Origin of the sequence: Marasmitruncus massiliensis (genome assembly GCF_900186535.1) — a bacterium.
In the GTDB taxonomy this organism is placed as follows: domain Bacteria; phylum Bacillota; class Clostridia; order Oscillospirales; family Ruminococcaceae; genus Anaerotruncus; species Anaerotruncus massiliensis_A.
The window spans coordinates 902,829-927,405 of sequence record NZ_FYDE01000005.1 but is presented as its reverse complement, the minus strand read 5'-3'; the positions used below and the strand labels follow the sequence as shown (position 1 = coordinate 927,405).

Sequence of the window (24,577 nt, the reverse complement as noted above, 5' to 3'; positions counted from 1 at the left end):
GATCCCTTCCATAATAACCTCTCATTCTTTACCGATCTGAATCTATTATGAACGGCGGGGTCCTGTTTATCCGATGCGTTTTTTGCTGAAAGAAAAATGGCCGCATGCTGTCTATTCCCCCCAAAAATGTGAATATTAAAGATATCAAACATAAATGGGGAAATTGTATGAAATCAGCAGTCGGCACCAGCGTGGAGCGCATAGAGGCCTGGGAAAAGGTTACCGGAAAAGCAAAGTATACCGGAGATTTTTATTCGCCGGGCACCCTGCATGCACGCCTTGTCACCAGTAGCATTGCGCATGGCAGAATTCTTTCCATCGATTTTTCCAAGGCAAGAAAACAGACGGGGGTAAGGGCAGTCCTTGACGGAAAGAGCTTCCCCGCTTTGTTCGGTACCCTTTTGGAAGACCAGCCGGCGCTCGCCATTGACAAAGTACGCTATTTTGGAGAGCCGCTGGCGATCATCGTCGCGGCAAGTGAAGCGGAAGCGTCGCTTGCCGCGGAACTTGTAGAGGTGGAATATGAACCGCTTCCCGTGATAAATTCGGCTCAGGAATCGGTGCAGCAGGGCGCCCCGCTCATCCACGAAGCAATGATGTCCTATAAGAAAGGCGCAAACGATCTTCTTCCGCAGGCGGGAACCAACGTTGCCGCCAGTTTCCAAATCCGGAAAGGGAATCTTTCGCACGGGTGGGCCGCCAGTGAGGTTGTCATAGAAGAGCACTACTCCCTCCCCGGTTCCGACCACGCCGCGATGGAGGTGCGGGTCGCACAGGCAGAAATCAAACCCGGCGGAACGGTGGAGATTATGGCATCCACACAGTCCCCGTTTGCGGTAAAAAAACAGGTCAGCAAGCTGTTTAACATTCCGGAGGGGAAAGTGGTTGTCCGTGTCCCTTTTCTGGGCGGCGGGTTTGGCGGAAAAGCCGCCGTTTATCTGGAAGTGCTGGCCTATATGGCGTCTTTCGCGGTTGGGGGGAGCCCTGTTCGCCTGACCATTACAAGAGAGCAGGATATGGCATCCTGCCCCGCGCGGCTGGGGCTCGAAGCGGATATCAAACTGGGCGCTGCGCGCGACGGAACCATTGTGGCCGCCGAAATGCTGTTTTTGTTGGACACCGGCGCCTACTGCACCAGCAGTCCCTACATGTCAAAAGCCATCGCGGCAGACTGCACCGGCCCTTACAACATCGAAAACCTGTGGTGCGATTCCCTCTGCGTTTATACCAACCACATCCCCGCGACCTCCTTCCGTGGCTTTGCCCACGAATCTTACACCTTCTGCATCGAGCGGGCACTGGACGCTCTGGCAAATCGGTGCGGCATCGACCCGCTGGAACTCCGCCTGAAAAACGCAATTCAGCCCGGCCATTTTTCTCCCACCCAGGTGAGAATTACCAGCAGCAACGCCGGAAATACCTCCGCCTGTATCCAAAAGCTTTCCTCCCTGATCAACTGGGAGGAAGGAATCCGGATCGAGCTGGGGGACGGAAAGGTGCGGGCAAAGGGGATGAGCTGCCTTTGGAAAACATCCACCTCCCCCACAGACGCATCCGCAGGGGCCATCCTGACCTTCAATTCCGACGGCAGCCTGAATCTGAACACAGGGGTCGTAGAAATGGGCTCCGGCGGGCAGACGCAGCTGGCGCAGATGCTGGCCGACAGGATGAAGATGGATATCGGCAGGGTGCATGTGCGCCTCGACGTGGACACCCAGCTCAATCCGCACTACTGGAAAACGGTGGCAAGTATGACCACTTATATGGCGGGGCGCGCGGTTATAAAGGCCGCCGACGACGCGATCGCGCAGCTGAAAGCGATTGCATCCGTCGCGCTGCGTTGCCCTCCGGAGGAACTGGAGCTCGGACATGAATATGTCTACCTGCGCTCCGACCCCCAATTCGGCATCAGTTTTCAGAAGCTTGTACAGGGGTTCAAATATCCCAACGGCAACGCGGTCGGCGGACAAATTATCGGGCGCGGAAGCTTTATTATGGGGCACCTTACCCCGCTCAGCCCGGAAACCGGCAAGGGTAAGACCGGGCCCGACTGGACAGTCGGCGCACAGGCGGTAGAGGTGGAGCTGGACACCACAGAATTCACCTACCGTATTATCAAGGCCGCGACTGTCATGGATGTCGGAAAACTGATCAACCCCCGCGCCGCCGAAGGCATCATCTGCGGAGGCATGTCGATGGGGCTCAGTCTCGCGAGCCGCGAATATTTTCCCTATAATGGGCGGGGCGTTATGCAGGCGACCAGCCTGCGCAATTATAAACTCCTGCACATCGGGCAGGAACCGGATTATCTGGTGGGGTTTGTGGAAACGCCGCAGGAGGATTCACCTTACGGCGCGCGCGTATTTTCAGAACATGGCATTATCGGAATCCCCGCCGCTCTTGCCAACGCGCTGTCCACGGCCTCCAACAGCAGCCTGAACCGGCTTCCGATTACTCCTGAAACCATCTGGAAGAGTTATATGGGAGGCAAACCATGATCGCTCACGATTTCGATTATTACCGGCCGGATACGATGAAAGAAGCGTACGGAATCTATCAGAAGTTATCTGCCATGGACAAGTCTCCGGCCTATTACGCCGGCGGCTCCGAGGTGATCACCATGTCCCGGGCAGGGAGCATTCTGCCCGGCGCCGTGGTCGATCTGAAAGCGATACCGGAGTGTACCTATATGGGATTTGCCGACGAGGGATTGATGATCGGAGCCTGCGTCACGCTGTCGGCGATAGCGGAATCAAAGCTGTTCCCCATGCTGGGCACAGCCGTAAGCCGGATCGCAGACCATACCAACCAGTGCCGGATTACGCTGGGCGGGAATGTCTGCGGCACCATTATTTACAGGGAATCCGTACTCCCCCTGCTCCTCACCGACTGTTCCGTCTATCTCTGGGGCGCAAACGGGGAACGAAGGGTACCGATTAAGGATGTCTTTCACCAGAGGGTAATGCTGAAAAAGGGAGAATTTATCACCCGGTTCGCAATCGATCAAAAATGGCTGGGCGTTCCCTATATCCACGTGAAAAAGACGAAGAACGAGAAAATCGACTACCCGCTGCTCACGCTTGTCGCGCTGCTGGAGGGCGGGGATATCCGGATGGCATTTTCCGGCCTCTGCGAATTCCCGTTCCGTTCTTCCAGAATCGAAGACACCCTGAACGGCCCGGATTGTACCATTTCCGAAAAAGCGGAGCGGATCACGCATCAGCTTCCGGGCCCATGTCTGGATAATCTGGACGGCTCCGCGGAATATAGGGCATTCGTGCTGAAAAACACGGTATACAAAGTACTGCAAAAGTTTAAGGAGATGCCAAATGGTAGAATATAAAGGAAAATGCGTGATCGATTTACAGGTCAACGGTGAAACGAGGACTGCCACGGTGAGGCCGTCCGATGTTTTGCTGGATGTCCTGCGGGAACAGTTCGGACTGACCGGGGCAAAACCGGGGTGCAAAAACGGGGACTGCGGGGCATGCACGGTGCTCATGGACGGCTGGCCGGTGAAGTCCTGCCTTGTGCTGGCGGTTGAAGCGGCCGGGCACGCTGTCACAACGATTGAGGGGCTTCAGAATGTCCCGCTGCAAAAAGCGTTTGTGGATTGTGAAGCCTTCCAGTGCGGCTACTGCACGTCCGGATTCCTGATGGTCTGTCATTCCCTCATGACGCAGCATCCCGACGCCCGGGAATCAGTCATAGAAGATTGGCTGCAAGCCAACTTATGCCGGTGCACAGGTTATTCTGAAATCAGGAATGCCCTTCGCACAGTATTGCCGGACTGACACGATACCAAAAAAGGAAGCAGGTTTCAAAACCTGCTTCCTTTTTTGATCTGTTGAATCGGTGAATGCACAATCCGTCAGGAAAAACTGGGAGGGGTAGCTTCCGGTTTGCCGAACTGGTTGTCGGGAGACGGATTGGACAGATTAAAGTACAGCTTGGAGTCCTCAGTGACACCGAAGTCCTTATTGGAACCGGTATTCTGCACCTTGTTGAACGCTTCGCGGAACAGAGCATTATGTGCTTCTTCACGGTTCAGAAGGAAGTCGATGGTCTCGCGCACATACCGGTCTGTAACCTGACGGTAAAGGTACTGATAGACTACTTTGGCCCGCTGTTCAGACGCAATGTTGGAAAGAAGATCCGCGCAGAGATCGCCGGTCACGGTGACATAATCAGCCGTCCAGGAATATCCCGAGGAGTTGATCAGCCCGGGATTCAAGCCATTAATTACATGTGCCTGTATTTCGCCGGCACCAACCGCATTATAGTCGACATCATGCCCGTTGAGAAGGTTGATCGTGGTCGCGACCATTTCCATATGGCTGAGTTCTTCCGCGCCAATGTCTAAAAACAGGTCTTTAATTGCGGGATCTTTCACACGAAAGCTCTGTGAGATATACTGCATCGCGGCCTTAAGTTCCCCATTGCCGCCACCCAGCTGCTCCTGCATCAGCACCGCGAACTGTGGATTGGGTTTTTCAATTTTGACATCATTTAACAATGCTTTTTCATGTTTAAACATGAAAATCGCCTCCTGATTTCTAATTTTCAGTAGTATGCGCAATCAGAAGGCAATTATTAGCACAATGATTCTGTTTTGCATTAAACATTTGGGCGGAGTACTCTGGTACGCTTCCAGTTTGAAGGGGCAAACAAAAACAGCATCGGGAATATTTCCAAACGGCCGATCAGCATGTTCAGTATCAGCACCACTGTGCTGCCGGCGGAAAAGCCGGAAAAATTCCCGGTAGGCCCAACCTCACCTAACCCGGGTCCAATGTTATTCAGGCAGGAAAGCACCGCTGTCAGATTGGTCTCCAGCGAAAAATTGTCCAGCGAAACAATCAGAAAAGAGACCGCTGCAACGGCGCAGTAAATGGTCATATAAACATGTACACCCTCAATCACCTCGTCATCGAGAGCTTTGCCGTCCACTTTGACGACGTTTACTTCACGGGGATTCAGCATTTTGCGCAGCGACTGTTTCGCAGACTGGAATAAAATCAGGACCCGGGCGGATTTGATGCCGCCCCCGGTGGAGCCGGCAGACGCGCCTAAAACCATCAGCACCACCATAATGCTGCGTGAAAGCTGAGGCCAGAGGTTAAAATCGGCGGTTGCAAATCCGGTCGTCGTCATAATGGAAGCCACCTGAAAGGAAGCGTACCGCAGCGCTTCAGGCAGATTTGAACGGTAGACCGGCAGAATATTGACTGTAACCAGAATGACAGCACTGAGCATAATGCCAAGATAAACACGAAGTTCCTGATTCAGCAGCGCCTGTGAAAATTCCCGCATCAGCAGCAGATAAAAAATACTGAAATTCACGCCGAACAGCATCATAAATACGGTAATCACGATCTGACAGTAGGGGCTGTAATCGGCACAGCTGGAATTCAAAACCCCGAATCCGCCGGTCCCGGCAGTGCCAAACGTAATGCAAACGGTGTCAAACAACGGCATATCGCCCAGCAAAAGCAGAACCATCTGCATAACGGTAAGCGCACAGTAAATCAAATACAGGATTTTTGCCATCTGGTGCAATCTGGGAACCAGCTTTCCTACCTCCGGTCCCGGGCTTTCCGCGCGCATAATATGTAGGGTACTGCCCGAACCCTGTGTCATCGGCAGAATCGCCAGCAGAAACACCAGGATTCCCATACCCCCCAGCCAGTGGGTAAAGCTGCGCCAGTAGAGCATTCCTTTGGACATCACTTCCACGTCCTTCAGGATACTGGCGCCGGTTGTGGTTAAGCCGGAAACCGTCTCAAAAACAGCAAACAGGTAATTCGGAATTTCTCCGGAAATAAAAAACGGAAGTGCTCCGAACAGCGACATGACCATCCAAGCCAGGGCTGTTACTAAGAAGCCTTCTCGGGTGTAAAATCCTCTGCTCTTTGGTTTTCGGAAAGTAGCAAAAAGGCTGACCGACAGCAATACCATAATGGTTATGAAGAAGGCCCGGGCAGATACCGGTTCTTTGCCAAAAAAAGAAATTGCCATTGCCGGTACCATGAACAAGGCCTCCAACCGGAGAATATGTCCAATCAGATAAACCACCATTTTAAAATTCATTTTAACATCTTTCTCCTGTCCAACATGCTGAAATCAATTCAAATGCAGTTTGTGGAATCGTATGTCATCGACGGAACCGGAGGTTCCTCAAAAATATCATTGAGCGTGTTAATGGGCCGGTCGGCTGTCGTTACCACAATCACCGTATCTCTCAGCTCGATGGTGGTTTCGCCGTTTGGAATGATAATTTTACCGCCGCGGTTGATGCAGGAAATCAAAATATTCGGCTTCAGCTGAATCTGCAGGAGCGTCTGCCCAAGATAGCGCGTATCCTCCGTCGCAAGAAATTCCAACGCCTCCACCCTGCCGTCCACCAGACGGTGGAGCGTAATCACAGAGCCGCCGGAAGTATTCTGCATAGCGCGCACATAACGCACGATATCGTTGGAAGTCAGCAGTTTGGGACTGATCACGCAGTCGATCCCTTTTCCGCGGAACACCTCGTTATATTCGGTCCGGTTGATCTTTGTAACAACCTTGGGAACCTGCAAAAAATTCGCATACATCGATACCAGCAGGTTTTCCTCGTCAATATTTGTCAATGTCACCACCGCGTCGGTGCTTTCGATTCCTTCAGACAGCAGAACCGATTTGCTGCATCCGTCCGCTTCGATAACCGAAGCCTTTGGCAGCAGTTCCGCCAGCTCCATACACCTGCTGTGTTTGTTTTCGATAATTTTCACGGCAACACCCGACGCGATTAAATCCGCCGCAAGGTAATAGGCGATATTGCTGCCGCCGACAATTAAGACGTCCTTGATTCTGTGTGTGTACAGGCCCATATGCTTGATCAGCGCGGCGAGGTCACGCGTAGGCGCGGTCACATAAATCTTATCGTCTTTTTGCAGGCGGAAGTTCCCGTCAGGGATGTATACCTGACTGCCGCGTTCCACAGCGCAGACCAGCACACGCACCTTTGCGATCTTATAAAGGTCAAGCAGCTGTTTGCCGTCCAGGACACCGTTTTCCTTTAAAACAATTTCTACGATTTCCACCTTCCCCTTGGCAAAGGAATCCCGTTTCAGAAAAGACGGAAATTGCAGCAAACGAAAAATCTCGTTTGCCGCCGTACGTTCGGGGTTGATCATCATGCTCAGCCCCAGTTCTTCTTTTAAAAAGAAAAGCTGCTCTGCATATTCAGGGTTGCGCACACGTGCGATGGTATGTGCGTGCCCAAGCTTTCTCGCAATGATACAGCAGAGCAGATTGATCTCATCCGCGGAAGTGGCGGCAATCACCAGGTCACAGCTTTCAACTCCGGCTTCTTTCTGTACCCGCAGGCTGGCGCCGTTTCCATGAACAACCATGACATCCAGCGTCACAAGGGATTCCTGCAATACATTTTTATTGCTGTCAATTACGACAACGTCATGGCCTTCTTTTGAAAGCTGCTGGGTCAGCGCAAAGCCAACCTTACCGTCACCTACAATGACAATTTTCATGCCCTCTATCCTGCCTCTTTCTGCGCCGCCGAGGAAATTTCCAATATCGACGCCTTTATATTCTTAGCACAATCTTAACACGCTTTGTCTCAAGATACAAGCCTGTCTTTTAAAGTGCAGAAAATGGCAGGACCGCCCACACAGTATCAGGAAGCGGCGGCAGCAAGCGCAGCTCCCTGGTAATAATGAAGCAGAATTTCATCAAAAGACGCGCCCTGCCGCGCCATATAATCGGCTCCATACTGGGAAAGGCCCACCCCGTGCCCATAGCCGACTACTTTGAAGGTAAATTCTCCCCCGTCATAGGAAACCGTGAAATCGGAAGACCGCAGATCCAAAGCCGTGCGAAAATCCGCCCCCGATACCGTTTGATTGCCCACTGTAATTTCCGTAATATAGCCGCTTTCAGAGCGCTGCGCCTCCCCGATCCAGCCGGAAGCGTCGCCTTCCAGAACGAGGTCCGGCCAGGCTTTCCGCAAAGCGCCGGCAAGTTCGTCTGACGAAAGGGTCACTGTCATGCGGTAGTCGGGGGCCAGCGTGTCGCCGAAGCTGTCAACCGGAACAAGGTATGGCTTTCCGCCTGTCCACACATTGGACGCGTCCTCTGTTTTTCCGCTGCTCATGGAATGGTACGCCGCCACAATCGGCTCCCCCTCATAGGTGAGAATATAGCCTGCGACCTCGTCGGCTGCCTGGCAGATTGCTTTCCAGTAAGCATCCGCAAGGTCTCCGTATCGTTCACGGAACAGTTTCTCGGTGGTATATACCTTCCAATTTTCCGGATCCGCTGAAAAATCTGAATTTTCTCCGTTTGCCCTCGCCTGCTCGCGGCGGCAGAGCGCATAGGTATGCGCGGCTACAGCCTGCGCCTTCATTGCTTCCGGGTGAAAAGTCGGAGGCATTTCCGCCGCAAGTGCTCCCCGAACATACTCCTTCGGCGACACTTCAAAGATTTTTCCGGTATGCTCATTCAGAATCCGGAAATTCTCCCCTGAAACCGAAATGGTTTCAGAGGGTTTTACTTGGTCTTCCTGCTGCGGCTGGCTGGACTGGTCCTGCTGCGGCTGCATTTTGGAGGATGCTCCATATGCATTTGAAGAGTTCGAAAACTGCACGTCCACTTTTTCGCCAGTTAGCGCCAAAAGCGGGACCAGAAACATCATTAAGGCAAATAGTGCGATTGCCACTCCTCTGCGGTTCATTTCATATCCCTCGATTATGAAAGATTTCCAATTGAAACTTTCATTTTCTCTGTTTTTCCGGAGGAAATTCTATTGACTTTGACACTTTACTGTTATACAATATTTGCATTGCACATCGAACAGTTGGCCTGTTTTCGCTGTCAGTCAAAAGAATTGCACATAGTCTGCATATCTGCTGGCGGCATTTACGCCGAATGACCCGTTGGGAAGGAAAGGAGCCATGTCCATCATGTATAGCAGAGACCCCGAAAAACCGAATGAGCAGCTTCAAAAGGATATTCAATTACTATGCGACGAATATCCCCGCTATAACAGTTTCGATCCGGCATTGTTCAATCAGTACAATGTCAAGCGGGGTCTGCGCAACTCCGACGGCACTGGCGTGCTGGCCGGAATCACGCAAATCTGTAACGTACACGGCTATCTGCTCAGCGAAGGTGAAAAGATGCCGATTGACGGTGAACTGATTTACCGCGGCATCAATATTAACGACCTGATTGCCGGATGCCGGGCAGAAAACCGCTATATTTTCGAGGAAACCGCATGGCTTTTGCTGATGGGTTCGCTTCCCAATGAGAAAAAACTGAATCAATTTTTGCAAATACTCGCCGCCTCACGCGAACTTCCCGACAATTTTACCGAAGACATTATTATGAAGGTCGCCAGCCCCAATATTATGAATATGCTTGCGCGTTCAGTACTGGCGCTTTATACTTATGATTTCAATCCTGAGGACACCTCTGTCGAAAACGTCATCCGGCAGTCGATCCAGCTCATCGCGCGGATGCCTTCAATCATGGTTTCCGCCTATCAGGTAAAAAAAAGAATCTATGACGGACGCAGCATGTATCTACATAATCCCCGGCCGGATTATTCGACCGCCCAGAATATTCTTCGCCTGCTTCGCTCGGATAAGCAGTTCACTGAAGAAGAAGCACGGCTTCTTGACCTCTGTCTGATGCTGCACAGCGAGCACGGCGGCGGCAACAACTCGACCTTCAGCGTCCGTGTCCTGACCTCGTCGGGTACGGACACCTATTCCGCGATTGCCGCGGGAATCGGCTCATTGAAAGGGCCTCGTCACGGCGGGGCAAACTGCAAGGTTATCGAACAGCTGGAGTATCTGAAAGAAGGCGTTTCCAACTGGGACGATGACCAGGAAATCCGTGAGTTTCTCCGGAAAATCGTGAACAGGCAGGAGGGCGACGGTTCTGGGCTGATTTACGGCATGGGGCATGCTGTCTATACGAAGAGCGATCCACGTGCCATTGTCCTCAAGGCAAATGCGCTGCATATAGCGCATGGAACCGACTTTGAAGGAGAGTTCCGGCTTCTTGACGCTGTCGAGCGGCTTGCGCCTGACGTCCTGCGTGAAAAATGGGGCAGCAGCCGTCCGGTCAGCAACAATGTGGACCTTTATTCGGGGTTGGTTTACCGGATGCTGCGGATTCCGGACGAACTGCATACGCCTTTGTTCGCCATTGCGCGCACAGCCGGCTGGTGTGCCCACAGGCTGGAGGAAATCACCACCGGGAACAAAATCATCAGGCCGGCCTACAAACCAATTTCGAAACCGTCATCCTATATTCCATTGCATGAAAGGCCCTGACCATCGCAGGATACCGCTTGACCGATTTCCGGTCAAGCGGTATAATTATGTAGCGTTCCGCAGAAGGGCGGGATAGCGTTCTTGGCTGGTTTTGGCCGGAAAGGGATTTTCATGCTTATTAAACCACAAAAACTAATTTTTCCGGCTGCGCTTTTGTGCTGCACGGTACTGCGTATTTATTTGAAGCTTTCTGCCATTGACCCTTCCACCGGGTTCTACAAAGACAATCTGGCGCTTTCTTCCATCTTCAACTGGGTTCTGGGGGTAAGCTGTATTGCCCTCTTGCTGTTTGGATGGCTTTCCAAGAGCAAAGAGGCCGCACCGGTTTTTCACATGAACCTTCCAGCGCGGGTATTCTTAATCGCTTCCGGTATCGCCGCACTGGTGTTTGTCGGTTCCTCACTGCTTGAACAAGTGGACAGCCTGCTGACTTTTAGCCCTGACCTGCCCGGAGTGGCCGTACTGTTTTCCCTGCTTATATCTGTGTTCGGCATAGTTTGCCTGCTTGCCGCACCGGTGATTGCCGGAATTTTGTGGATCGTCATCGGCCTGAAGGGGACCCACGGAGCCGGCCGGTATCATGGAGTTCTTCTTTTACTGCCCGTTCTCTGGCAATCCGCCATGCTGCTGACCACATTTATGGATTACACGCTGATGCGCAGCGTTTCTGATCAGATACTGGCGATCGTCATGCTGATCTTGATGGTTCCGTTTCTCCTTGCAAATGGGCGTATGTTAGGCGGCATTGATGCAAAAAAGGGCACCCGCCAGCTGATCATGTTTGGCCTGCCCTTTTCTTTGGTTGCTGTGCCCCTTTCTCTGGGCGTTCTGGCTGCGTCATTCGCAGGTAAGGTTGTTGAAATCGGGCTTTCTCCCTTTGCCGCCTTATTCTATTTATGCATGGGGTTTTATGCGGCATCCTCGGTTTTCTCACTGCGCCGTGAATAACAGATTCATTGATTCAGCGCCGCTGGTACAAAATAGTACCGGCGGCGCTTTCCGTTATTCTTACATGAAGATTACTGTGCAGATGAGGCCTCTCACTCTTTCGAAAAACAGCCAACAAAAAAGACTGAGCATCACAATAGCATGTGATGCTCAGTCTTTTTATTCGAAACTTTGTTATGCTGCGTCCGAACTGTCAATATCTGTTCCAAAATCCATGGAACTCGATAGATCGGGCGTCGTCACCGCCGGGACCGCCGGCTTTGTCTGATTAAAGGGGATGCTGGAGGAAGAGCTGGAAGAGCTCGATTTGGGAAGATCGCGGATAGCCACCAGCTGATAGTTATCTTTGTTCTTTAAAAGCTCATAGATCATTTCCTTTTCCGGGACAGGCTCGTTGCTTTTCCCATTCTGCGCCTGTGTCCATGCGTTCGCAGGAGGAATGTAGCCGACTGTCAGGGTAAATACATTCCCCTTTTTTACGACGCGTTCAACGTTTGGCGAATATTGGTTTGCCTGCAGGGTGACCGGCGCGAAATAGGTCTTTGTGGATTCGTCGTAAACATAAGCAACTTCATAGTCACCGAACGTCTGATGCTGTAATTTGATTTCCGATCCAAACAGACGGGCGCACGCAACATCCACGTCAGAAGCGGGTACGATCAGCCGTCCCAGCGCGTCGAACTGGTAGCTGTCCCTCTTTTCTCCGAGCATCGTGCTCCAGAGAGAGGACTGCAACAGGAATACCGGGTCCGCATCCGAAGCTTTTTCAAAAGGCACCGGGTCAAACATCAGCACCGGCGTAATGACATCTTCGAACATTTCCTTCTCTCCGGAGTTATCCAAAATCCCGCGTGTAAACTGAACACAGAAAGCTCCCAGCGCTACCATACCGACCAGTGCCAGAAGGATAAACACGCCTCCAACCGGCGCGGCATACTTATTCCTGCGATACTGCATTTCCTCGGCCAGCCGCGCCGGCCTGTTGCGTTTCGACTGTTCCATCGTTCCTTCCTTTCCCATCAGCGGATTTGTCCGTTTCCGGTCACAATATATTTACAGGAGCACAATTCCGCAAGGCCCATCGGCCCGCGCGCATGCAGCTTCTGTGTGGAAATACCGATTTCCGCGCCAAACCCGAATTCTCCGCCGTCGGTAAAACGGGTGGAAGCATTGACATACACCGCCGCAGAATCGATACGCGCGGTAAATTCCTGCGCGTTGCGGTAATCGTTCGTGAGGATTGCCTCGGAATGTCCTGTTGAGTAGGTCTGGATATGCACGATCGCGTCCTCCAGACTGTCCACCACGCGCAGCGCAAGAATATAGTCGTCATATTCCGTCGCGTAATCCTCCTCCGTGGCTGGTATCACCTCGGGAATCAGCGCGGCGGTCCGCGCACAGCCCCTCAGTTCCACCTGATGGGCATCCAGTGCCGCTTTCAGCTTGGGCAGAAACGCCGGTGCAATTTCACGGTGCACCAAGATCGTTTCCACCGCGTTGCATACCGACGGGCGTGAGGTTTTTGCGTTGTCGCAGACCGAAACCGCGAGATCCACATCCGCGGAAGCATCCACAAAAATGTGGCAGTTTCCCGCGCCGGTTTCAATCACAGGCACAGTGGCATTTTCCACTACCGCGCGGATCAGCCCCTTGCCCCCGCGGGGAATCAGCACATCGAGATAGCCATTAAGGCTCATCAGGTCGCCGGCACTCTGCCGGGAGGTGTCCTCCACCAGCTGAATAGCATCCCGCGGAAGCCCCTGTGACGCCAATGCGCCGCGCATCAGCCCGGCAAGCATGGTATTGGAATGGATTGCCTCCTTGCCGCCGCGCAGGATACATGCGTTTGAGGATTTTAAACAGAGACTCGCGGCATCCACAGTCACATTGGGACGCGCTTCAAAAATCATTCCCACGACGCCGAGCGGCACCCGGATTTTTTCAATTTTCAGCCCGTTGGGGCGGTTTCCGCCCCCGATCACCTGACCGACAGGGTCCTCCAGCTTGACAATCTCTTCTACCGCACCGGCAATTGCATCAATCCGGTCTTTCGTCAGCCGGAGGCGATCCTGCAGGGATGCGGACATCCCGCTTTCCTGCGCCGCATCGAGATCACGGGCATTTGCTTCTATGATCTCCTTTGCATGCTCCCGCAGGGAAGCCGCTATCGCCCGCAGCGCCGCATCTTTTTGTGCGGTAGACAGACAGGATAAACCCCTTGAGGCCGCTTTTGCGCGCTTGCCCAGCTCTGTCAATGAATTCAATCCGCTCACACCCTTTCATCAGGCTTCTATCATTTGTAATTCGTATGCTTTTGTCTTGACTTCGTTGAAAAATAGGTACCGATGTCCTCATTTTCCAGCAAACTATATAGCTTTCTGGGATGATCGCCGTTCAGGATTACCATATCTACGCCATTCGCATTGGCAATTTTTGCGGCATGGATCTTCGTAATCATACCTCCGGTTCCCCGGTTGCTGCCGGCGCCCGCGGCAGCCGACTCAATTTCCGGCGTAATCTCGTGCACCTCCGAAATCAGCCGTGCGTGTGGATTGATACGGGGGTCTTCTTCATAAAGGCCGTCAATATCGCTGAGTACAATCAATAAATCCGCTTCGGCAATCACGCTGACAATCGCGGAAAGGGTATCGTTATCGCCGAATTCAATTTCCTCGGTGGAGACCGAGTCATTTTCATTCACAATCGGAATGGTCCCCATCTCGATCAGCCGCTTGAACACATTGCGGACATTCTGCTTGCGCAGCGGCTCATCAACCACGTCGCGCGTCAGCAGGATCTGGCTGGTCACGTGGTTAAACTCCGAAAACAGCTTATCATATGTATACATCAGCTCGCACTGGCCCACGGCGGCAACCGCCTGCTTTCCCGGCATATCCCCGGGTTTTCCGGCGAGGCCGAGCTTGCCGACCCCGACCGCCATTGCGCCCGAACTGACCAGAACAATCTGCCTCCCGCTGTTTTTGATATCAGCCAGCACCTTCACCAGTTCTTCCACCCTGCGGATATTGAGCAGGCCGCTCTCATGGGTGAGCGTAGAAGAGCCGATTTTGATCACGATCCGTTTGGCCTGGTTAAAATTCCTCATGTCGATTCCCTCATTCTGTTTCTTCATCCGCCGAAGGCAGTTTCTGCACACGCAGCGAGATAATCCGCTGCTCCTCGACCACCATAACCGTCACAGTCAGATTCCGGTAGGCATATTGCTCCCCCGGCTGTGGGATGTGGCCCAGCATTTCCATTGCCCAGCCGCCAACCGTATTATAGTCGCTGTCAAAATCCCGGTCGTCAATTTCCAAGTCCTCCAGCAGGGAAAATACATTCATATCGCCGCTTACCAGATAAGTGTCGTCCCCGGTCTTCACCAGGTCATCCACCACCTCGTCGCTTTCATCCCAGATGTCGCCGACCAGCTGTTCCAGCACATCCTCCATGGTAACGATGCCCATGGTTCCGCCGTAGTCGTCGGTAACGACCGCGAGATGCATTTTCTTTGACTTCAGCTCTGTCAGCAGCTTTGAAATCCTCATGGTCTTATGTATATAAATACAATCAGTGACCAGATGGGACAGCCGCGTTTCTTCGCCGGTAACAACCGCTTTGAGCAGATCGCGCACCTGCAAAACGCCGATGATGTTGTCAATCGTTCCCCGATAGACAGGGATACGGGAAAAATGAGCGTCTAAAACAACTTTCAGCGCTTCCTGCAGGCTGGTATCCACATTGATTGCGGTCAGATCCACCCGGGGCGTCAGAATCTCCTGCACCATAATCTCGTCAAACTCCAGCGCGGAGCGCACAAGGTCACTTTCCTGCTCCTCCAGCACACCTTCCTGCTCAATAGAGTTAACAATATATTTGAGTTCTTCCTCGGTGACAGACGGCTGGGTTTTTCCATGATGAATCAAGCGCATTGAAAACTCCTTGATTTTGACAAACACAAAAACAATCGGGGTCAGCAACTTCATCAGCATAGAAAGCAGACCGCCGAAAGCCATGGCCACATTCTCACTGTTTTCTTTTGCAAGCGATTTCGGCAGGATTTCGCCGAAAATCAGAACCAAAACCGTTATGGCTGCTGTGGCAATCGCGGCACCGGACGCGCCGAATACAGCAGTCGCAAGCAGAGTGGCAAGCGAAGCGCTGGCCATATTGACTACATTGTTTCCCACAAGGATCGTGGAAAGCATCTTGTCGAAATTTTCTGCGATGCGCAGCGCGCGTTTTGCTTTCCGGTTTCCTTCATCCGCATAGTTTTTTAAACGGATTTTATTCAGAGAAGAAAACGCCGTCTCACTCGCGGAGAAAAATGCGGACAACGCCAGCAGAACCAACAGAAACAGATAGGATAAACCATTTGTATCGTCCAAAAAAAATTCAGCCTCCAAAATTCAGATTTCACAGGATCTGTGAAACCAGCCAAACGGATCATTTCCGTTATTTATCATAGCAAATATTTCATTCCGTAACAACTCATTTTAGCATATGTTTACCGAAAATTCAATTTCCATTTGGTGCCTGTTTCCCCGCAGAAAGCACCCAATATGCGAAAACAGCCGGACAAACCGTCCGGCTGCTGTGCATGTCATCCTTATTTGGCAGCGCCTTTCTTTGCTTCCATCGCAAGGAGCGCATCGCGGCGAGACAGATTAATTCTGCCCTGCTGGTCGATTTCAGTCACTTTTACAATCACTTCGTCGCCGACCGCGACAACATCCTCAACCTTCTCGACCCTGCCCATATCCAGCTTGGAAATATGAACCAGACCCTCTTTTCCAGGAGCCAGTTCCACAAACGCGCCGAAATTCATCAGCCGGGTTACTTTACCTTTATAAATCGCGCCCACTTCCGGGTCATTCACAATGGTTTCGATAATCGAAATCGCGCGGCGCAGGCCATCCGCATCGGTAGAAGAAACAAATACATTTCCATCGTCATCAATATCAATTTTCACATTGCAGTCAGCGCAGATTTTCTGAATCACCTTGCCGCCCGAACCGATGACTTCGCGGATCTTGTCGGGATGGATCTTCATCGTCTTCATCTTCGGCGCATACTTGGAAAGCTCCGCACGCGGCTCCGGAATGACCGGCAGCATGATATCGTTCAAGATATACATCCGGGCTTTGTAGGTTTTTTCAAACGCTTCTTTGATCATGTCATAAGTCAGACCGGTAATCTTCAGATCCATCTGGATGGCGGTGATACCGTTCTTGGTGCCGCCCACCTTAAAGTCCATATCGCCGAAGAAATCTTCCAAGCCCTGAATATCCACCATGGTCATCCAACGGTCGCCCTCAGTGATCAGGCCGCAGGAAATACCGGCAACCGGGGCCTTAATGGGCACGCCCGCATCCATCAGTGCCAGTGTGGAACCGCAGATGGAGCCCTGTGAGGTAGAACCATTGGAAGAAAGCACCTCGGACACAAGGCGGATCGTGTAGGGGAACTCCTCAACGGAAGGAATCACCGGTTCCAGCGCCCGTTCCGCAAGTGCGCCGTGACCAATTTCACGGCGGCCAGGTCCGCGGCTCGGGCGGGTTTCGCCCACCGAGTAGGACGGGAAGTTATAGTGATGAATATAGCGTTTCTCTTCCTGGTCGTCAATGCCGTCCAACTTCTGCGCCTCGCCGATCGTACCAAGCGTTGCAACGGTCAGCACCTGTGTCTGGCCGCGGGTAAACATACCGGAACCATGCACGCGGGGCAGGATTCCCACCTCGGCAGCCAGCGGGCGGATTTCATCCATGCCGCGCCCGTCCACACGCTTCTGCTCATCAAGCAGCCAGCGGCGGACAATTTTCTTCTGCAGCTTATAAACAACTTCATCGAGCACAGCGGTTTTGTCACCGACCTGCTCGTCGAATTTTTCATGGATTTTTTCCACGATCGGAGCCAGACGTTCATCACGAATCAGCTTGTTGTCGGTATCAAGCGCATATTTCACATCTTCCGCGGCAAAAGCCTCCACCGCGTCGAACAGGTCGTGAGGCACTTCCATCGATTCAAAGCTGAATTTCGGTTTGCCAATCTGTGCCTGGACATGTTTGATGAACTGCACCATCTTCTTGATTTCCTGGTGGCCCTTGATGATGGCATCCAGCATGACATCGTTGGACACCTCGTTTGCGCCCGCTTCAATCATGCAGATCACATCTTCATTGGCGGCAACTGTCAGGTTCAGGCCGCTTTTCTCACGCTGCGCGGCGTCCGGGCAGACGACGACTTCGCCATCCACAAGGCCAACGTTGACGCCGGCAATCGGCCCGTTCCAGGGAATATCCGAAATGGACAGCGCAAATGAAGTACCGATCATGCCCGCGATTTCAGGCAGGCAGTCAGGATCGACCGACATCACCGTCATGACAACCGAGCAGTCGTTGCGCATATCCTTCGGGAACAGCGGGCGGATGGGGCGGTCAACCAGGCGGGAGCAGAGAATTGCCTTATCGGACGGACGGGATTCGCGTTTGATGAACGAGCCCGGAATCTTTCCCACAGAATATAATTTTTCTTCAAAATCAACAGAGAGAGGGAAAAAGTCGACGCCCTCACGGGGCTTCTGAGAAGCGGTCACATTGACCAGAACGACCGTCTCGCCATAGCGGACAAGAACAGACGCGTTGGACAGGCAGCACATTTTGCCGGTTTCAAAAATAATTTTTTTGCCGGCCAATTCAGTTTCGAATACTTTGTAATTTTCAAACATTGCAGTTCCTCCGTTTCAAATTTAGCTGTTTCTGATACGGAGCTGCGTACTTTTTAGCAAGTATTTCAGCGTTCAAAGGGGGACCTCGAGCGCTCAAGTAACTGCTAAAAGTGCTTTCCACAGCTCCGCGGGGTTAAAAATGCCTTGAAAGGCAGGCGGATTCCTTCCGCCTGCCTTCCCGGTGGATACTTACTTACGCAGGCCGAGTTTTGCAATCAGCGCACGATAGCGTTCGATATCTTTCTTGGCAAGGTAATTGAGCATATTTCTTCTTTTACCGACCATTTTCAGCAAGCCGCGGCGGCTGTGGTGGTCTTTTGCATGAATTTTGACATGCTCGGTCAGATCATTAATCCGCTTGGTCAGAATTGCAATCTGTACCTCGGGAGAACCAGTGTCATTTTCATGCTGTTTGTTGGACTGGATGACTTCTTGTTTTTCTTCTTTGCGCAACATAACTGTTTCACCTCATCATAAATTTTCGTCCTGTATCTCAGGGACAGGCGGGTGAACAATCCTGTGTATAACAGGCGTGTATCCCTGTCTCCGGGAAAAGGTCGCTTAATTGCTGATTATAACATAGTATGGGCAGATTGTAAAGTCCCTATGCGCCCGTAATTTGCCTCTCCATCCAGATAACTGCGGCTGATCGGAAGCGCCGCGGCGCTGTCAATTACAATCTGTTCCCGCAGCGCCTGTACCGAGGGAAAACTCTTTTCCGCACGCAGAAATTTCAGCAGACGCACTTCCACCTTCTGTCCGTAAAGGTCCCCCGAAAAGCCGAAAATACTGGTTTCGGATGTTACCGGCTGATGATCGTCCACCGTCGGCCTGACGCCGATATTGGTAACCGACGGGTAGAAACTGCCTTTTGCGCAGGTTACAGACGCATAGACGCCCCGGCGCAGCTTTACGAACTCCCCGGGAATAGCCTGATTAATCGTAGGAAAATCCAGTTTCCGGCCTAGCTGCCTGCCGTGGGCGACAGGAAAGTCATAAGCGAACGGCCTCCCCAGCAAAACAGCGGCCTGTTCCACGTTACCGGCTTCCAGCAGCGCGCGGATACGGGTAGAGCTGACACGCTCCCCCTCATAGGTAACGGGCGGCACAACTTCCAGCGCGATCTTCCGGTCCCTGCAAAGAGCTGCCAGCTCATTGACTCCCGCCGACGCACGGTGGCCGAAGCGGAAATCAGTTCCGCAACAGACAACCGCCGCATGCATCCTGTGCAGCAGCACTTCATCCACAAATTTTTCCGGAGGCATCTGCTGAAATTCGCTGAAGTCCGGTTCCAGAACGAGGTGGACGCCCCATTGCTCCAAAAGGGAACGCTTCTGGCTTTCGGCTGTAATTTCGCTGTCCTGCGGTTTGGCTTTGGGATGTCCCCCTTTGACTGTAAACGTAAATACACAGGGGCAAAACCCCTCCTCCGCTTTCGCGACAGCCCGCGAAATAACTGCCGCGTGGCCGGCATGAAGCCCGTCAAAATAGCCGAGCGCTACTGCGCTCTTTCCGCAGGGCAGCAGCTCCTCGAGCGAAGTGTAAATCCGAATGGGCATCCGTTTCAAACCTCCAGTGTGAACAGTTTTGTCATTTTGAAATTCCCGCCGGCAACGGCGGCGATACCGATAAAAATTCCTTTATCCGAATAGACGGAATACCGCTCCGCCACGCCGACACCGCTGACACGGGACGGATCCAGGCTGACGCCGTTCAACGCCATCTTGGTCTGCATTTCAGTAAGCTGTGCCTTGGGCAGCGGCTCAAACGCATATTCGACCGGCACACCCGCCGCAGGCAGCCGCCGCTCGCCCGCAAGCTGCTGCGCCTGTTCAAGCGTTATGCACTGATCCAGCGTAAAGCCTGCCGCCATCGTCCGGCGCAGGGCGGTCAGAGCAGCCCCGCAGCCAAGCGCTTCCCCTATATCCGCGACCAGCGTGCGGATATAGGTCCCTTTGGAGCAAAAAACATCGATGGAATAGGTGTTCTCCTCATCACAATCCAGAAATTCAATGCTGTAGATCGTGATTTCCCGCGCCTGACGCTCCACTTCCACACCCCTGCGGGCAAGATCGTAGAGCCGCTGTCCGTTTACCTTGACCGCGGAATACATGGGCGGAACCTGTTGGATGGCGCCCACAAACTGCGCAGCAGCAGCTTCGACGGCTTTTCTGTCCGCATTCACAGGGCTTTGCGACAACACGGCGCCTGTAATATCCTGCGTATCGGTTGTAATACCCAGCCGAAACGTCGCCGTATAGCGTTTATCCTGCAGGGGCAGAATATCGCAGGCCTTTGTCGCCCGCCCGAAAAACAGCGGCAATACGCCGGTCGCCATCGGGTCAAGCGTACCCGCGTGCCCGATGCGGCGCTCCCGCGCAATGCCGCGCATTTTAGCCACTACGTCGAAAGATGTAAAGCCGGACGGCTTGTCAATACAAAGAATCCCGGTGAAATCCGGCAAACTGATTCCCGCCTTTCTTTTGGCGCAAAGGCCACTGTTCTGTTAACCGCCCGCATCAATCCTGAAGCCACGGAGCGAGGACTTCCACCAGCTTTGCCTTGATCTCCTCAAGGGGGCCCTCTATCATGCAGCCTGCCGCCCTTTCGTGCCCGCCGCCGCCGAATAAACCGCAGACCTGGGAAGCGTTCACCTTTTCATTGCTGCGGATGGAGACGCGGTACTTCTTATCGCCCTTTTCCCGCAGGGTCGCGGAAACCTCCACCCCTTCAATCGTGCGCGGTATCGCGGAAATCCCCTCCAGGTCATCCTCAGGGACGCCGGTTTTTTCAACGTTTTTCTGCGAAATCACAATAATGGCAAACCGGTTCCCATAATAATATTCGAGGGTATCCATCACCAGCCGCTCAATTTCCATGCGTGCGACCGACCGTGTTTCGAACATCCGCTTATTGACCATAAAATGATCGATTCCCTCTTCAATCATTTTGGCGGCGAGACGGTGGGTGTTGGCGGTCACATTCGAATAGCGGAAACATCCGGTATCGGTCGAAAGGCCGGTATAGATGCAGGTGGCAGTCCGGGCGTCGAGAGGCGCACCAAGCGCTTCCAGAACCGCATAGGTTTCTTCCGCCGTGGCGGCGGCTTCAGTGTTCAGCCTCAGATGTGTCGCATACCGCGAATTGGACGGATGGTGGTCAATGCAAAGATCCACCCGGTCCTTCCAGCAGGCCGTCCGGGGGCCGAGCAGCTGCGTATCCGCAATGTCTACCGCCAGTACGAAGTCCGGTTCGAAATCCGGCTGCGCGCTCTCGTCAAAATTTTCCGGATATAAGAAACTGTACCGGGGGCCAAAACCGTCGGAACAGGCGATGCGGACTGTTTTCCCCAGTGCGCGCAGGCCGTACAGCATGGCAAACCCACAGCCAAACGTGTCCCCGTCCGGCTTCATATGGCATAAAATCAAAATCCGGTCCGCGGCGGACAGCAATTCGGCCGCTTCTTGTGTTGTAACATCTCTGCTGTTCATAGGATCACCCTTTCAGCCCTGCATGCATGACCCGCATTGGGACGGAGTAAAAAATCTATCTGTCCTGCAGCTGGATTTCCCGGAAGGAAAGCCGGCCACAGGATAGTTTCCCGTTATTTCAGATCTTCCAGCATACGCACGATGTCCGCGCTGTGCGCGATCGAATCATCCGCAATGAAATGAAATTCAGGAAGCTTGCGCAGCTTCATTCGGGAGTTAAGTTCCCGCTTGATAAAACCAGCTGCGCTGGAAAGCCCCTTTACCGCATTTTCCGCGTTTTTGATGCCGTCCATCGAACTGACATAAACCTTGCAGTGCGACATGTCGCCTGAAAGGTCCATTTTTACAATACTGATCAGCCCCGAAACGCGCGGGTCTTTCAGCGAACGCATAATGTCTGTCAGTTCCCGCTTGATATCTTCCTCCGTGCGCGACGCCCTGTACGATGCCATGGCGGTTCCTCCTTTATGCTCAGAAAGGTAAAGGGCAGGCAGAACGCCCGCCCCCCTGTATGATTATTCCCGATACTCTTCGATTTCATAAGCTTCAAAGATATCGCCCTCTTTGATATCGTTGAACTTATTCAGACTCATGCCGCACTCATATCCCTTGGCGACCTCTTTGGCATCGTCCTTGAACCGCTTGAGGCTGGCCAGCTTATCGTCGGCAATGATGATGCCGTCGCGCACCACACGGATTTCCGCGTTGCGGGCAATTTTGCCTTCCAGCACATAGCAGCCCGCCACAGCGCCCACGCCGGTAATTTTATATACCTGGCGCACTTCCGCCCGTCCGAGGTCGACTTCGCGCGTCTTGGGAGCCAACATGCCCTTCATCGCCGTTTCAACATCATTAATGGCATCGTAAATAATTCTGTAAAGGCGAAGCTCTACACCGTCACGGTCGGCGTTCTCTTTCGCTACGGGGTCCGGGCGCACATTGAATCCGACGATGATTGCGTTGGAAGCGTCAGCGAGCATAACGTCGCTTTCGGATACCGCGCCGACCGCGCCATGGATCACCTTGACCCGGACCTCATCATTGGACAGCTTCTCGAGCGACTGTTTCACCGCTTCCACGGAACCCTGCACATCCGCCTTGACAATGATGGGCAGTTCCTTAATATCTCCCTGGGAAATATGGCTGAAGAGGTTATCTAGCGTTACCTTTTCATAAGCGCTGAACTGTTCCTGTTTATTTTCAAACTTGCGCTTGTCAACCAGTTCTTTCGCCAGACGCTCGTCCTCAACCGCATTAAAGATATCTCCCGCATCCGGCACACTGTCAAGGCCGGTGATCTCAACCGGCATAGCCGGCCCCGCAACTTCCACTTTTTCGCCCTTGTCGCTGAGCATGACACGCACACGGCCCACTGAAGTACCGGCGATAACCACATCGCCCGCATGGAGGGTTCCGCTCTGAACAAGCACGGTTGCAACCGGCCCGCGGCCCTTGTCGAGCTTCGCTTCGATGACTGTGCCCTTTGCCAGCTTGTTTGGGTTGGCCTTGAGCTCGCTGGTATCCGCAACCAGCTGAATCATCTCGAGCAGATCTCCGATGCCCTGTTTGCTCTTTGCGGAAACAGGGATGCAGGGGACGTCGCCGCCCCACGCTTCGGGAACCAGTTCATACTCGGTCAGTTCCTGCATCACCTTATCCGGGTTTGCATGGGGCTTATCCATCTTGTTGATTGCCACGATGATCGAAACGCCGGCCGCTTTCGCATGGTTGATCGCTTCGACTGTCTGGGGCATGATGCCGTCATCCGCCGCGACAACAATAACGGCAATATCCGTTACCTGCGCGCCGCGCGCGCGCATCGCGGTAAATGCAGCGTGTCCGGGGGTATCGAGGAAGGTGATTGGTCGGTCGTTCACCACCACCTGATAAGCGCCAATATGCTGGGTGATACCGCCGGCCTCGCCTTCGGTAACGTTGGCGTGGCGGATAGCATCCAGAATTGAGGTTTTGCCGTGGTCTACATGGCCCATGACCACAACGATGGGCGGTCGTTCGGACAAGTTTTCATCCGTATCCTCTTCCATCTCAAACAAACGGTCCTCAATGGTGACAACCACTTCTTTTTCGACCTTAGCGCCGATTTCCATTGCCACCATGGAAGCTGTATCGAAATCGATCACCTCGTTGACAGAAGCCATAACGCCCAGAGTCATCAGGCGTTTGATAATCTCGGAGGAGGTTACATGCAGACGCGCCGCAAGGTCCCCCACGAGGATTTCTTCCGGCAGGGTAATTTCCAGGTTTTTGCGGCGCTGACGCTCAAGCTCCAGCTTGCGCATTTTAGCATCCTCTTTTTCCTTGCGGGACATTACCGGTTTACCCGCACGGCGCTGCGCACTCTTCTGAGTCAGTTTCTGCTTTTGCACACTGACATCCTTGTTGCCAAGCTTCGTCTGAGCAAGGTTATCATATTTTTCGTTATATTTCTCCATTTCCACCTGAGTGGAACCGGCGCGCATATCCACAGTGGTAGCCGGATGCGCTGTACGCGGCCTGGCAGGCTGCTGAGGATTATTCTGCTGCGGCCTGTTCTGCTGAACCGGACGCTGCTGACCGCCTTGCTGAGGACGGTTCTGCTGTGGATTATTCTGCTGCGGCCTGTTCTGCTGAACCGGACGCTGGCCGCCCTGCTGAGGACGGTTCTGCTGCGTGTTATTCTGCTGCGGCCTGTTCTGCTGAACCGGACGCTGACCGCCCTGCTGCTGGGGCTGGGTTGGGCGTGACTGAGCCTTAGCCGCTTCTTTGGCAGCCTGCTTCTTTGCTTCTCCCGCAGCGAAATATTCATCAAAATTTTCAACCTGTGTTTCATTGGTATAATGGTTGAAAACGACGCTCAGTTCTTCTTCATTTAAAGCCGTCATACTTTTACGCTCACCCTCAAAATTCGCAGCAAGCAAATCCACGACTTCCTTTGTCGGCAGATTCAAATCCTTCGCGACCTCATGTACCCTGTATTTTTCTATCATCATATTCAAAAAATCCTCCTCTTGTCCGTTTGTCTGCAGCTATTGCGCAAAACAACCACAGACTGCGCCGCGGCTGTACTT

Annotated in this window: 20 protein-coding genes; 5 read left to right on the top strand and 15 right to left on the bottom strand. The window is 52.9% G+C overall.

Annotated elements, in window-relative coordinates; genetic code table 11:
* Positions 1 to 167: 167 nt before the first annotated feature.
* Genes C1A10_RS12510 through C1A10_RS12500 form a run of 3 tightly spaced genes read left to right on the top strand, consistent with a single transcriptional unit; the run spans position 168 to position 3,794 of the window.
* Positions 168 to 2,498 (top strand): xanthine dehydrogenase family protein molybdopterin-binding subunit, encoded by a 2,331-nt coding sequence (locus tag C1A10_RS12510; RefSeq protein ID WP_101911656.1) that lies wholly within the window; start codon positions 168 to 170, stop codon positions 2,496 to 2,498.
* Positions 2,495 to 3,343 (top strand): FAD binding domain-containing protein, encoded by an 849-nt coding sequence (locus C1A10_RS12505; RefSeq protein WP_101910579.1) that lies wholly within the window; start codon positions 2,495 to 2,497, stop codon positions 3,341 to 3,343. Before C1A10_RS12510 ends, C1A10_RS12505 begins: the two co-directional genes overlap by 4 nt.
* Positions 3,330 to 3,794 carry a (2Fe-2S)-binding protein gene (locus C1A10_RS12500; RefSeq protein WP_101910578.1) on the top strand — a complete coding sequence of 155 codons (465 nt, stop codon included), beginning with the start codon at positions 3,330 to 3,332 and terminating at the stop codon, positions 3,792 to 3,794. The genes C1A10_RS12505 and C1A10_RS12500 overlap by 14 nt, the downstream gene beginning before the upstream one ends.
* 77 nt (positions 3,795 to 3,871) lie before the next feature.
* On the opposite strand, the gene C1A10_RS12495 is transcribed toward C1A10_RS12500, so the two are convergent.
* The 4 genes from C1A10_RS12495 to spoIID all read right to left on the bottom strand — a co-directional run bounded on the left by C1A10_RS12495 (position 3,872) and on the right by spoIID (position 8,734).
* A complete protein-coding gene (locus C1A10_RS12495; RefSeq protein ID WP_101910577.1) occupies positions 3,872 to 4,537 on the bottom strand; it encodes a manganese catalase family protein in 666 nt (221 codons plus the stop codon).
* Positions 4,538 to 4,617: 80 nt separating this feature from the next.
* Positions 4,618 to 6,090: a TrkH family potassium uptake protein gene (locus tag C1A10_RS12490; protein WP_101910576.1), complete on the bottom strand. Its 1,473-nt coding sequence runs from the start codon at positions 6,088 to 6,090 to the stop codon at positions 4,618 to 4,620.
* A 38-nt stretch (positions 6,091 to 6,128) separates the two neighbouring features.
* The gene (trkA, locus tag C1A10_RS12485) at positions 6,129 to 7,532 is read right to left on the bottom strand and encodes a Trk system potassium transporter TrkA (protein ID WP_101910575.1); all 1,404 of its coding nucleotides are present in this window, start codon (positions 7,530 to 7,532) and stop codon (positions 6,129 to 6,131) included.
* A gap of 146 nt (positions 7,533 to 7,678) precedes the next feature.
* Positions 7,679 to 8,734: a stage II sporulation protein D gene (spoIID, locus tag C1A10_RS12480; protein ID WP_101910574.1), complete on the bottom strand. Its 1,056-nt coding sequence runs from the start codon at positions 8,732 to 8,734 to the stop codon at positions 7,679 to 7,681.
* A gap of 229 nt (positions 8,735 to 8,963) precedes the next feature.
* On the opposite strand from spoIID, the gene C1A10_RS12475 reads away from it, so the two are divergent.
* Both C1A10_RS12475 and C1A10_RS12470 read left to right on the top strand, forming a co-directional pair.
* Positions 8,964 to 10,343 (top strand): citrate synthase, encoded by a 1,380-nt coding sequence (locus C1A10_RS12475; protein ID WP_101911655.1) that lies wholly within the window; start codon positions 8,964 to 8,966, stop codon positions 10,341 to 10,343.
* Between the two features lie 111 nt (positions 10,344 to 10,454).
* Positions 10,455 to 11,291 carry a hypothetical protein gene (locus C1A10_RS12470; RefSeq protein ID WP_145997738.1) on the top strand — a complete coding sequence of 279 codons (837 nt, stop codon included), beginning with the start codon at positions 10,455 to 10,457 and terminating at the stop codon, positions 11,289 to 11,291.
* Between the two features lie 174 nt (positions 11,292 to 11,465).
* Here the strand turns inward: C1A10_RS12470 and C1A10_RS12465 are convergent, their stop codons facing one another.
* From C1A10_RS12465 to infB, 11 genes are all read right to left on the bottom strand, one after another.
* Positions 11,466 to 12,293, bottom strand: coding sequence for a hypothetical protein (locus C1A10_RS12465; protein WP_145997737.1), 828 nt, complete (start codon positions 12,291 to 12,293; stop codon positions 11,466 to 11,468).
* 17 nt (positions 12,294 to 12,310) lie between these two features.
* Complete coding sequence (locus C1A10_RS12460; protein WP_101910571.1) at positions 12,311 to 13,555, bottom strand: glutamate-5-semialdehyde dehydrogenase; 1,245 nt, start codon at positions 13,553 to 13,555, stop codon at positions 12,311 to 12,313.
* A gap of 29 nt (positions 13,556 to 13,584) precedes the next feature.
* The gene (gene proB, locus C1A10_RS12455; protein ID WP_101910570.1) at positions 13,585 to 14,397 is read right to left on the bottom strand and encodes a glutamate 5-kinase; all 813 of its coding nucleotides are present in this window, start codon (positions 14,395 to 14,397) and stop codon (positions 13,585 to 13,587) included.
* A 10-nt stretch (positions 14,398 to 14,407) separates the two neighbouring features.
* Entirely contained in the window at positions 14,408 to 15,679 is a 1,272-nt protein-coding gene (locus C1A10_RS12450; RefSeq protein WP_101910569.1) for a hemolysin family protein, read from the bottom strand.
* 221 nt (positions 15,680 to 15,900) lie between these two features.
* A complete protein-coding gene (locus C1A10_RS12445; RefSeq protein WP_101910568.1) occupies positions 15,901 to 18,018 on the bottom strand; it encodes a polyribonucleotide nucleotidyltransferase in 2,118 nt (705 codons plus the stop codon).
* A 189-nt stretch (positions 18,019 to 18,207) separates the two neighbouring features.
* Positions 18,208 to 18,474: a 30S ribosomal protein S15 gene (rpsO, locus tag C1A10_RS12440; protein WP_101910567.1), complete on the bottom strand. Its 267-nt coding sequence runs from the start codon at positions 18,472 to 18,474 to the stop codon at positions 18,208 to 18,210.
* 116 nt (positions 18,475 to 18,590) lie between these two features.
* A complete protein-coding gene (ribF, locus tag C1A10_RS12435; protein WP_101910566.1) occupies positions 18,591 to 19,577 on the bottom strand; it encodes a riboflavin biosynthesis protein RibF in 987 nt (328 codons plus the stop codon).
* Between the two features lie 5 nt (positions 19,578 to 19,582).
* The gene (truB, locus tag C1A10_RS12430; RefSeq protein WP_101910565.1) at positions 19,583 to 20,482 is read right to left on the bottom strand and encodes a tRNA pseudouridine(55) synthase TruB; all 900 of its coding nucleotides are present in this window, start codon (positions 20,480 to 20,482) and stop codon (positions 19,583 to 19,585) included.
* A 55-nt stretch (positions 20,483 to 20,537) separates the two neighbouring features.
* Positions 20,538 to 21,509, bottom strand: a complete 972-nt coding sequence (locus C1A10_RS12425) for a DHH family phosphoesterase (RefSeq protein ID WP_101910564.1) — start codon at positions 21,507 to 21,509, stop codon at positions 20,538 to 20,540.
* A gap of 113 nt (positions 21,510 to 21,622) precedes the next feature.
* Entirely contained in the window at positions 21,623 to 21,961 is a 339-nt protein-coding gene (gene rbfA / locus C1A10_RS12420; RefSeq protein WP_101910563.1) for a 30S ribosome-binding factor RbfA, read from the bottom strand.
* A 63-nt stretch (positions 21,962 to 22,024) separates the two neighbouring features.
* The gene (infB, locus tag C1A10_RS12415; RefSeq protein ID WP_101911654.1) at positions 22,025 to 24,496 is read right to left on the bottom strand and encodes a translation initiation factor IF-2; all 2,472 of its coding nucleotides are present in this window, start codon (positions 24,494 to 24,496) and stop codon (positions 22,025 to 22,027) included.
* Positions 24,497 to 24,577: the final 81 nt, after the last annotated feature.

What these genes read in the sequence shown, in the direction of transcription:
- C1A10_RS12510 (WP_101911656.1), top strand. Translation starts at nt 168, where the DNA reads ATGAAATCAGCAGTCGGCACCAGCGTGGAGCGCATAGAGGCCTGGGAA.
- C1A10_RS12505 (WP_101910579.1), top strand. Translation starts at nt 2,495, where the DNA reads ATGATCGCTCACGATTTCGATTATTACCGGCCGGATACGATGAAAGAA.
- C1A10_RS12500 (WP_101910578.1), top strand. Translation starts at nt 3,330, where the DNA reads ATGGTAGAATATAAAGGAAAATGCGTGATCGATTTACAGGTCAACGGT.
- C1A10_RS12495 (WP_101910577.1), bottom strand. Translation starts at nt 4,537, where the DNA reads ATGTTTAAACATGAAAAAGCATTGTTAAATGATGTCAAAATTGAAAAA.
- C1A10_RS12490 (WP_101910576.1), bottom strand. Translation starts at nt 6,090, where the DNA reads ATGAATTTTAAAATGGTGGTTTATCTGATTGGACATATTCTCCGGTTG.
- trkA (WP_101910575.1), bottom strand. Translation starts at nt 7,532, where the DNA reads ATGAAAATTGTCATTGTAGGTGACGGTAAGGTTGGCTTTGCGCTGACC.
- spoIID (WP_101910574.1), bottom strand. Translation starts at nt 8,734, where the DNA reads ATGAACCGCAGAGGAGTGGCAATCGCACTATTTGCCTTAATGATGTTT.
- C1A10_RS12475 (WP_101911655.1), top strand. Translation starts at nt 8,964, where the DNA reads ATGTATAGCAGAGACCCCGAAAAACCGAATGAGCAGCTTCAAAAGGAT.
- C1A10_RS12470 (WP_145997738.1), top strand. Translation starts at nt 10,455, where the DNA reads ATGCTTATTAAACCACAAAAACTAATTTTTCCGGCTGCGCTTTTGTGC.
- C1A10_RS12465 (WP_145997737.1), bottom strand. Translation starts at nt 12,293, where the DNA reads ATGGAACAGTCGAAACGCAACAGGCCGGCGCGGCTGGCCGAGGAAATG.
- proB (WP_101910570.1), bottom strand. Translation starts at nt 14,397, where the DNA reads ATGAGGAATTTTAACCAGGCCAAACGGATCGTGATCAAAATCGGCTCT.
- C1A10_RS12445 (WP_101910568.1), bottom strand. Translation starts at nt 18,018, where the DNA reads ATGTTTGAAAATTACAAAGTATTCGAAACTGAATTGGCCGGCAAAAAA.
- rpsO (WP_101910567.1), bottom strand. Translation starts at nt 18,474, where the DNA reads ATGTTGCGCAAAGAAGAAAAACAAGAAGTCATCCAGTCCAACAAACAG.
- ribF (WP_101910566.1), bottom strand. Translation starts at nt 19,577, where the DNA reads ATGCCCATTCGGATTTACACTTCGCTCGAGGAGCTGCTGCCCTGCGGA.
- C1A10_RS12425 (WP_101910564.1), bottom strand. Translation starts at nt 21,509, where the DNA reads ATGAACAGCAGAGATGTTACAACACAAGAAGCGGCCGAATTGCTGTCC.
- rbfA (WP_101910563.1), bottom strand. Translation starts at nt 21,961, where the DNA reads ATGGCATCGTACAGGGCGTCGCGCACGGAGGAAGATATCAAGCGGGAA.
- infB (WP_101911654.1), bottom strand. Translation starts at nt 24,496, where the DNA reads ATGATAGAAAAATACAGGGTACATGAGGTCGCGAAGGATTTGAATCTG.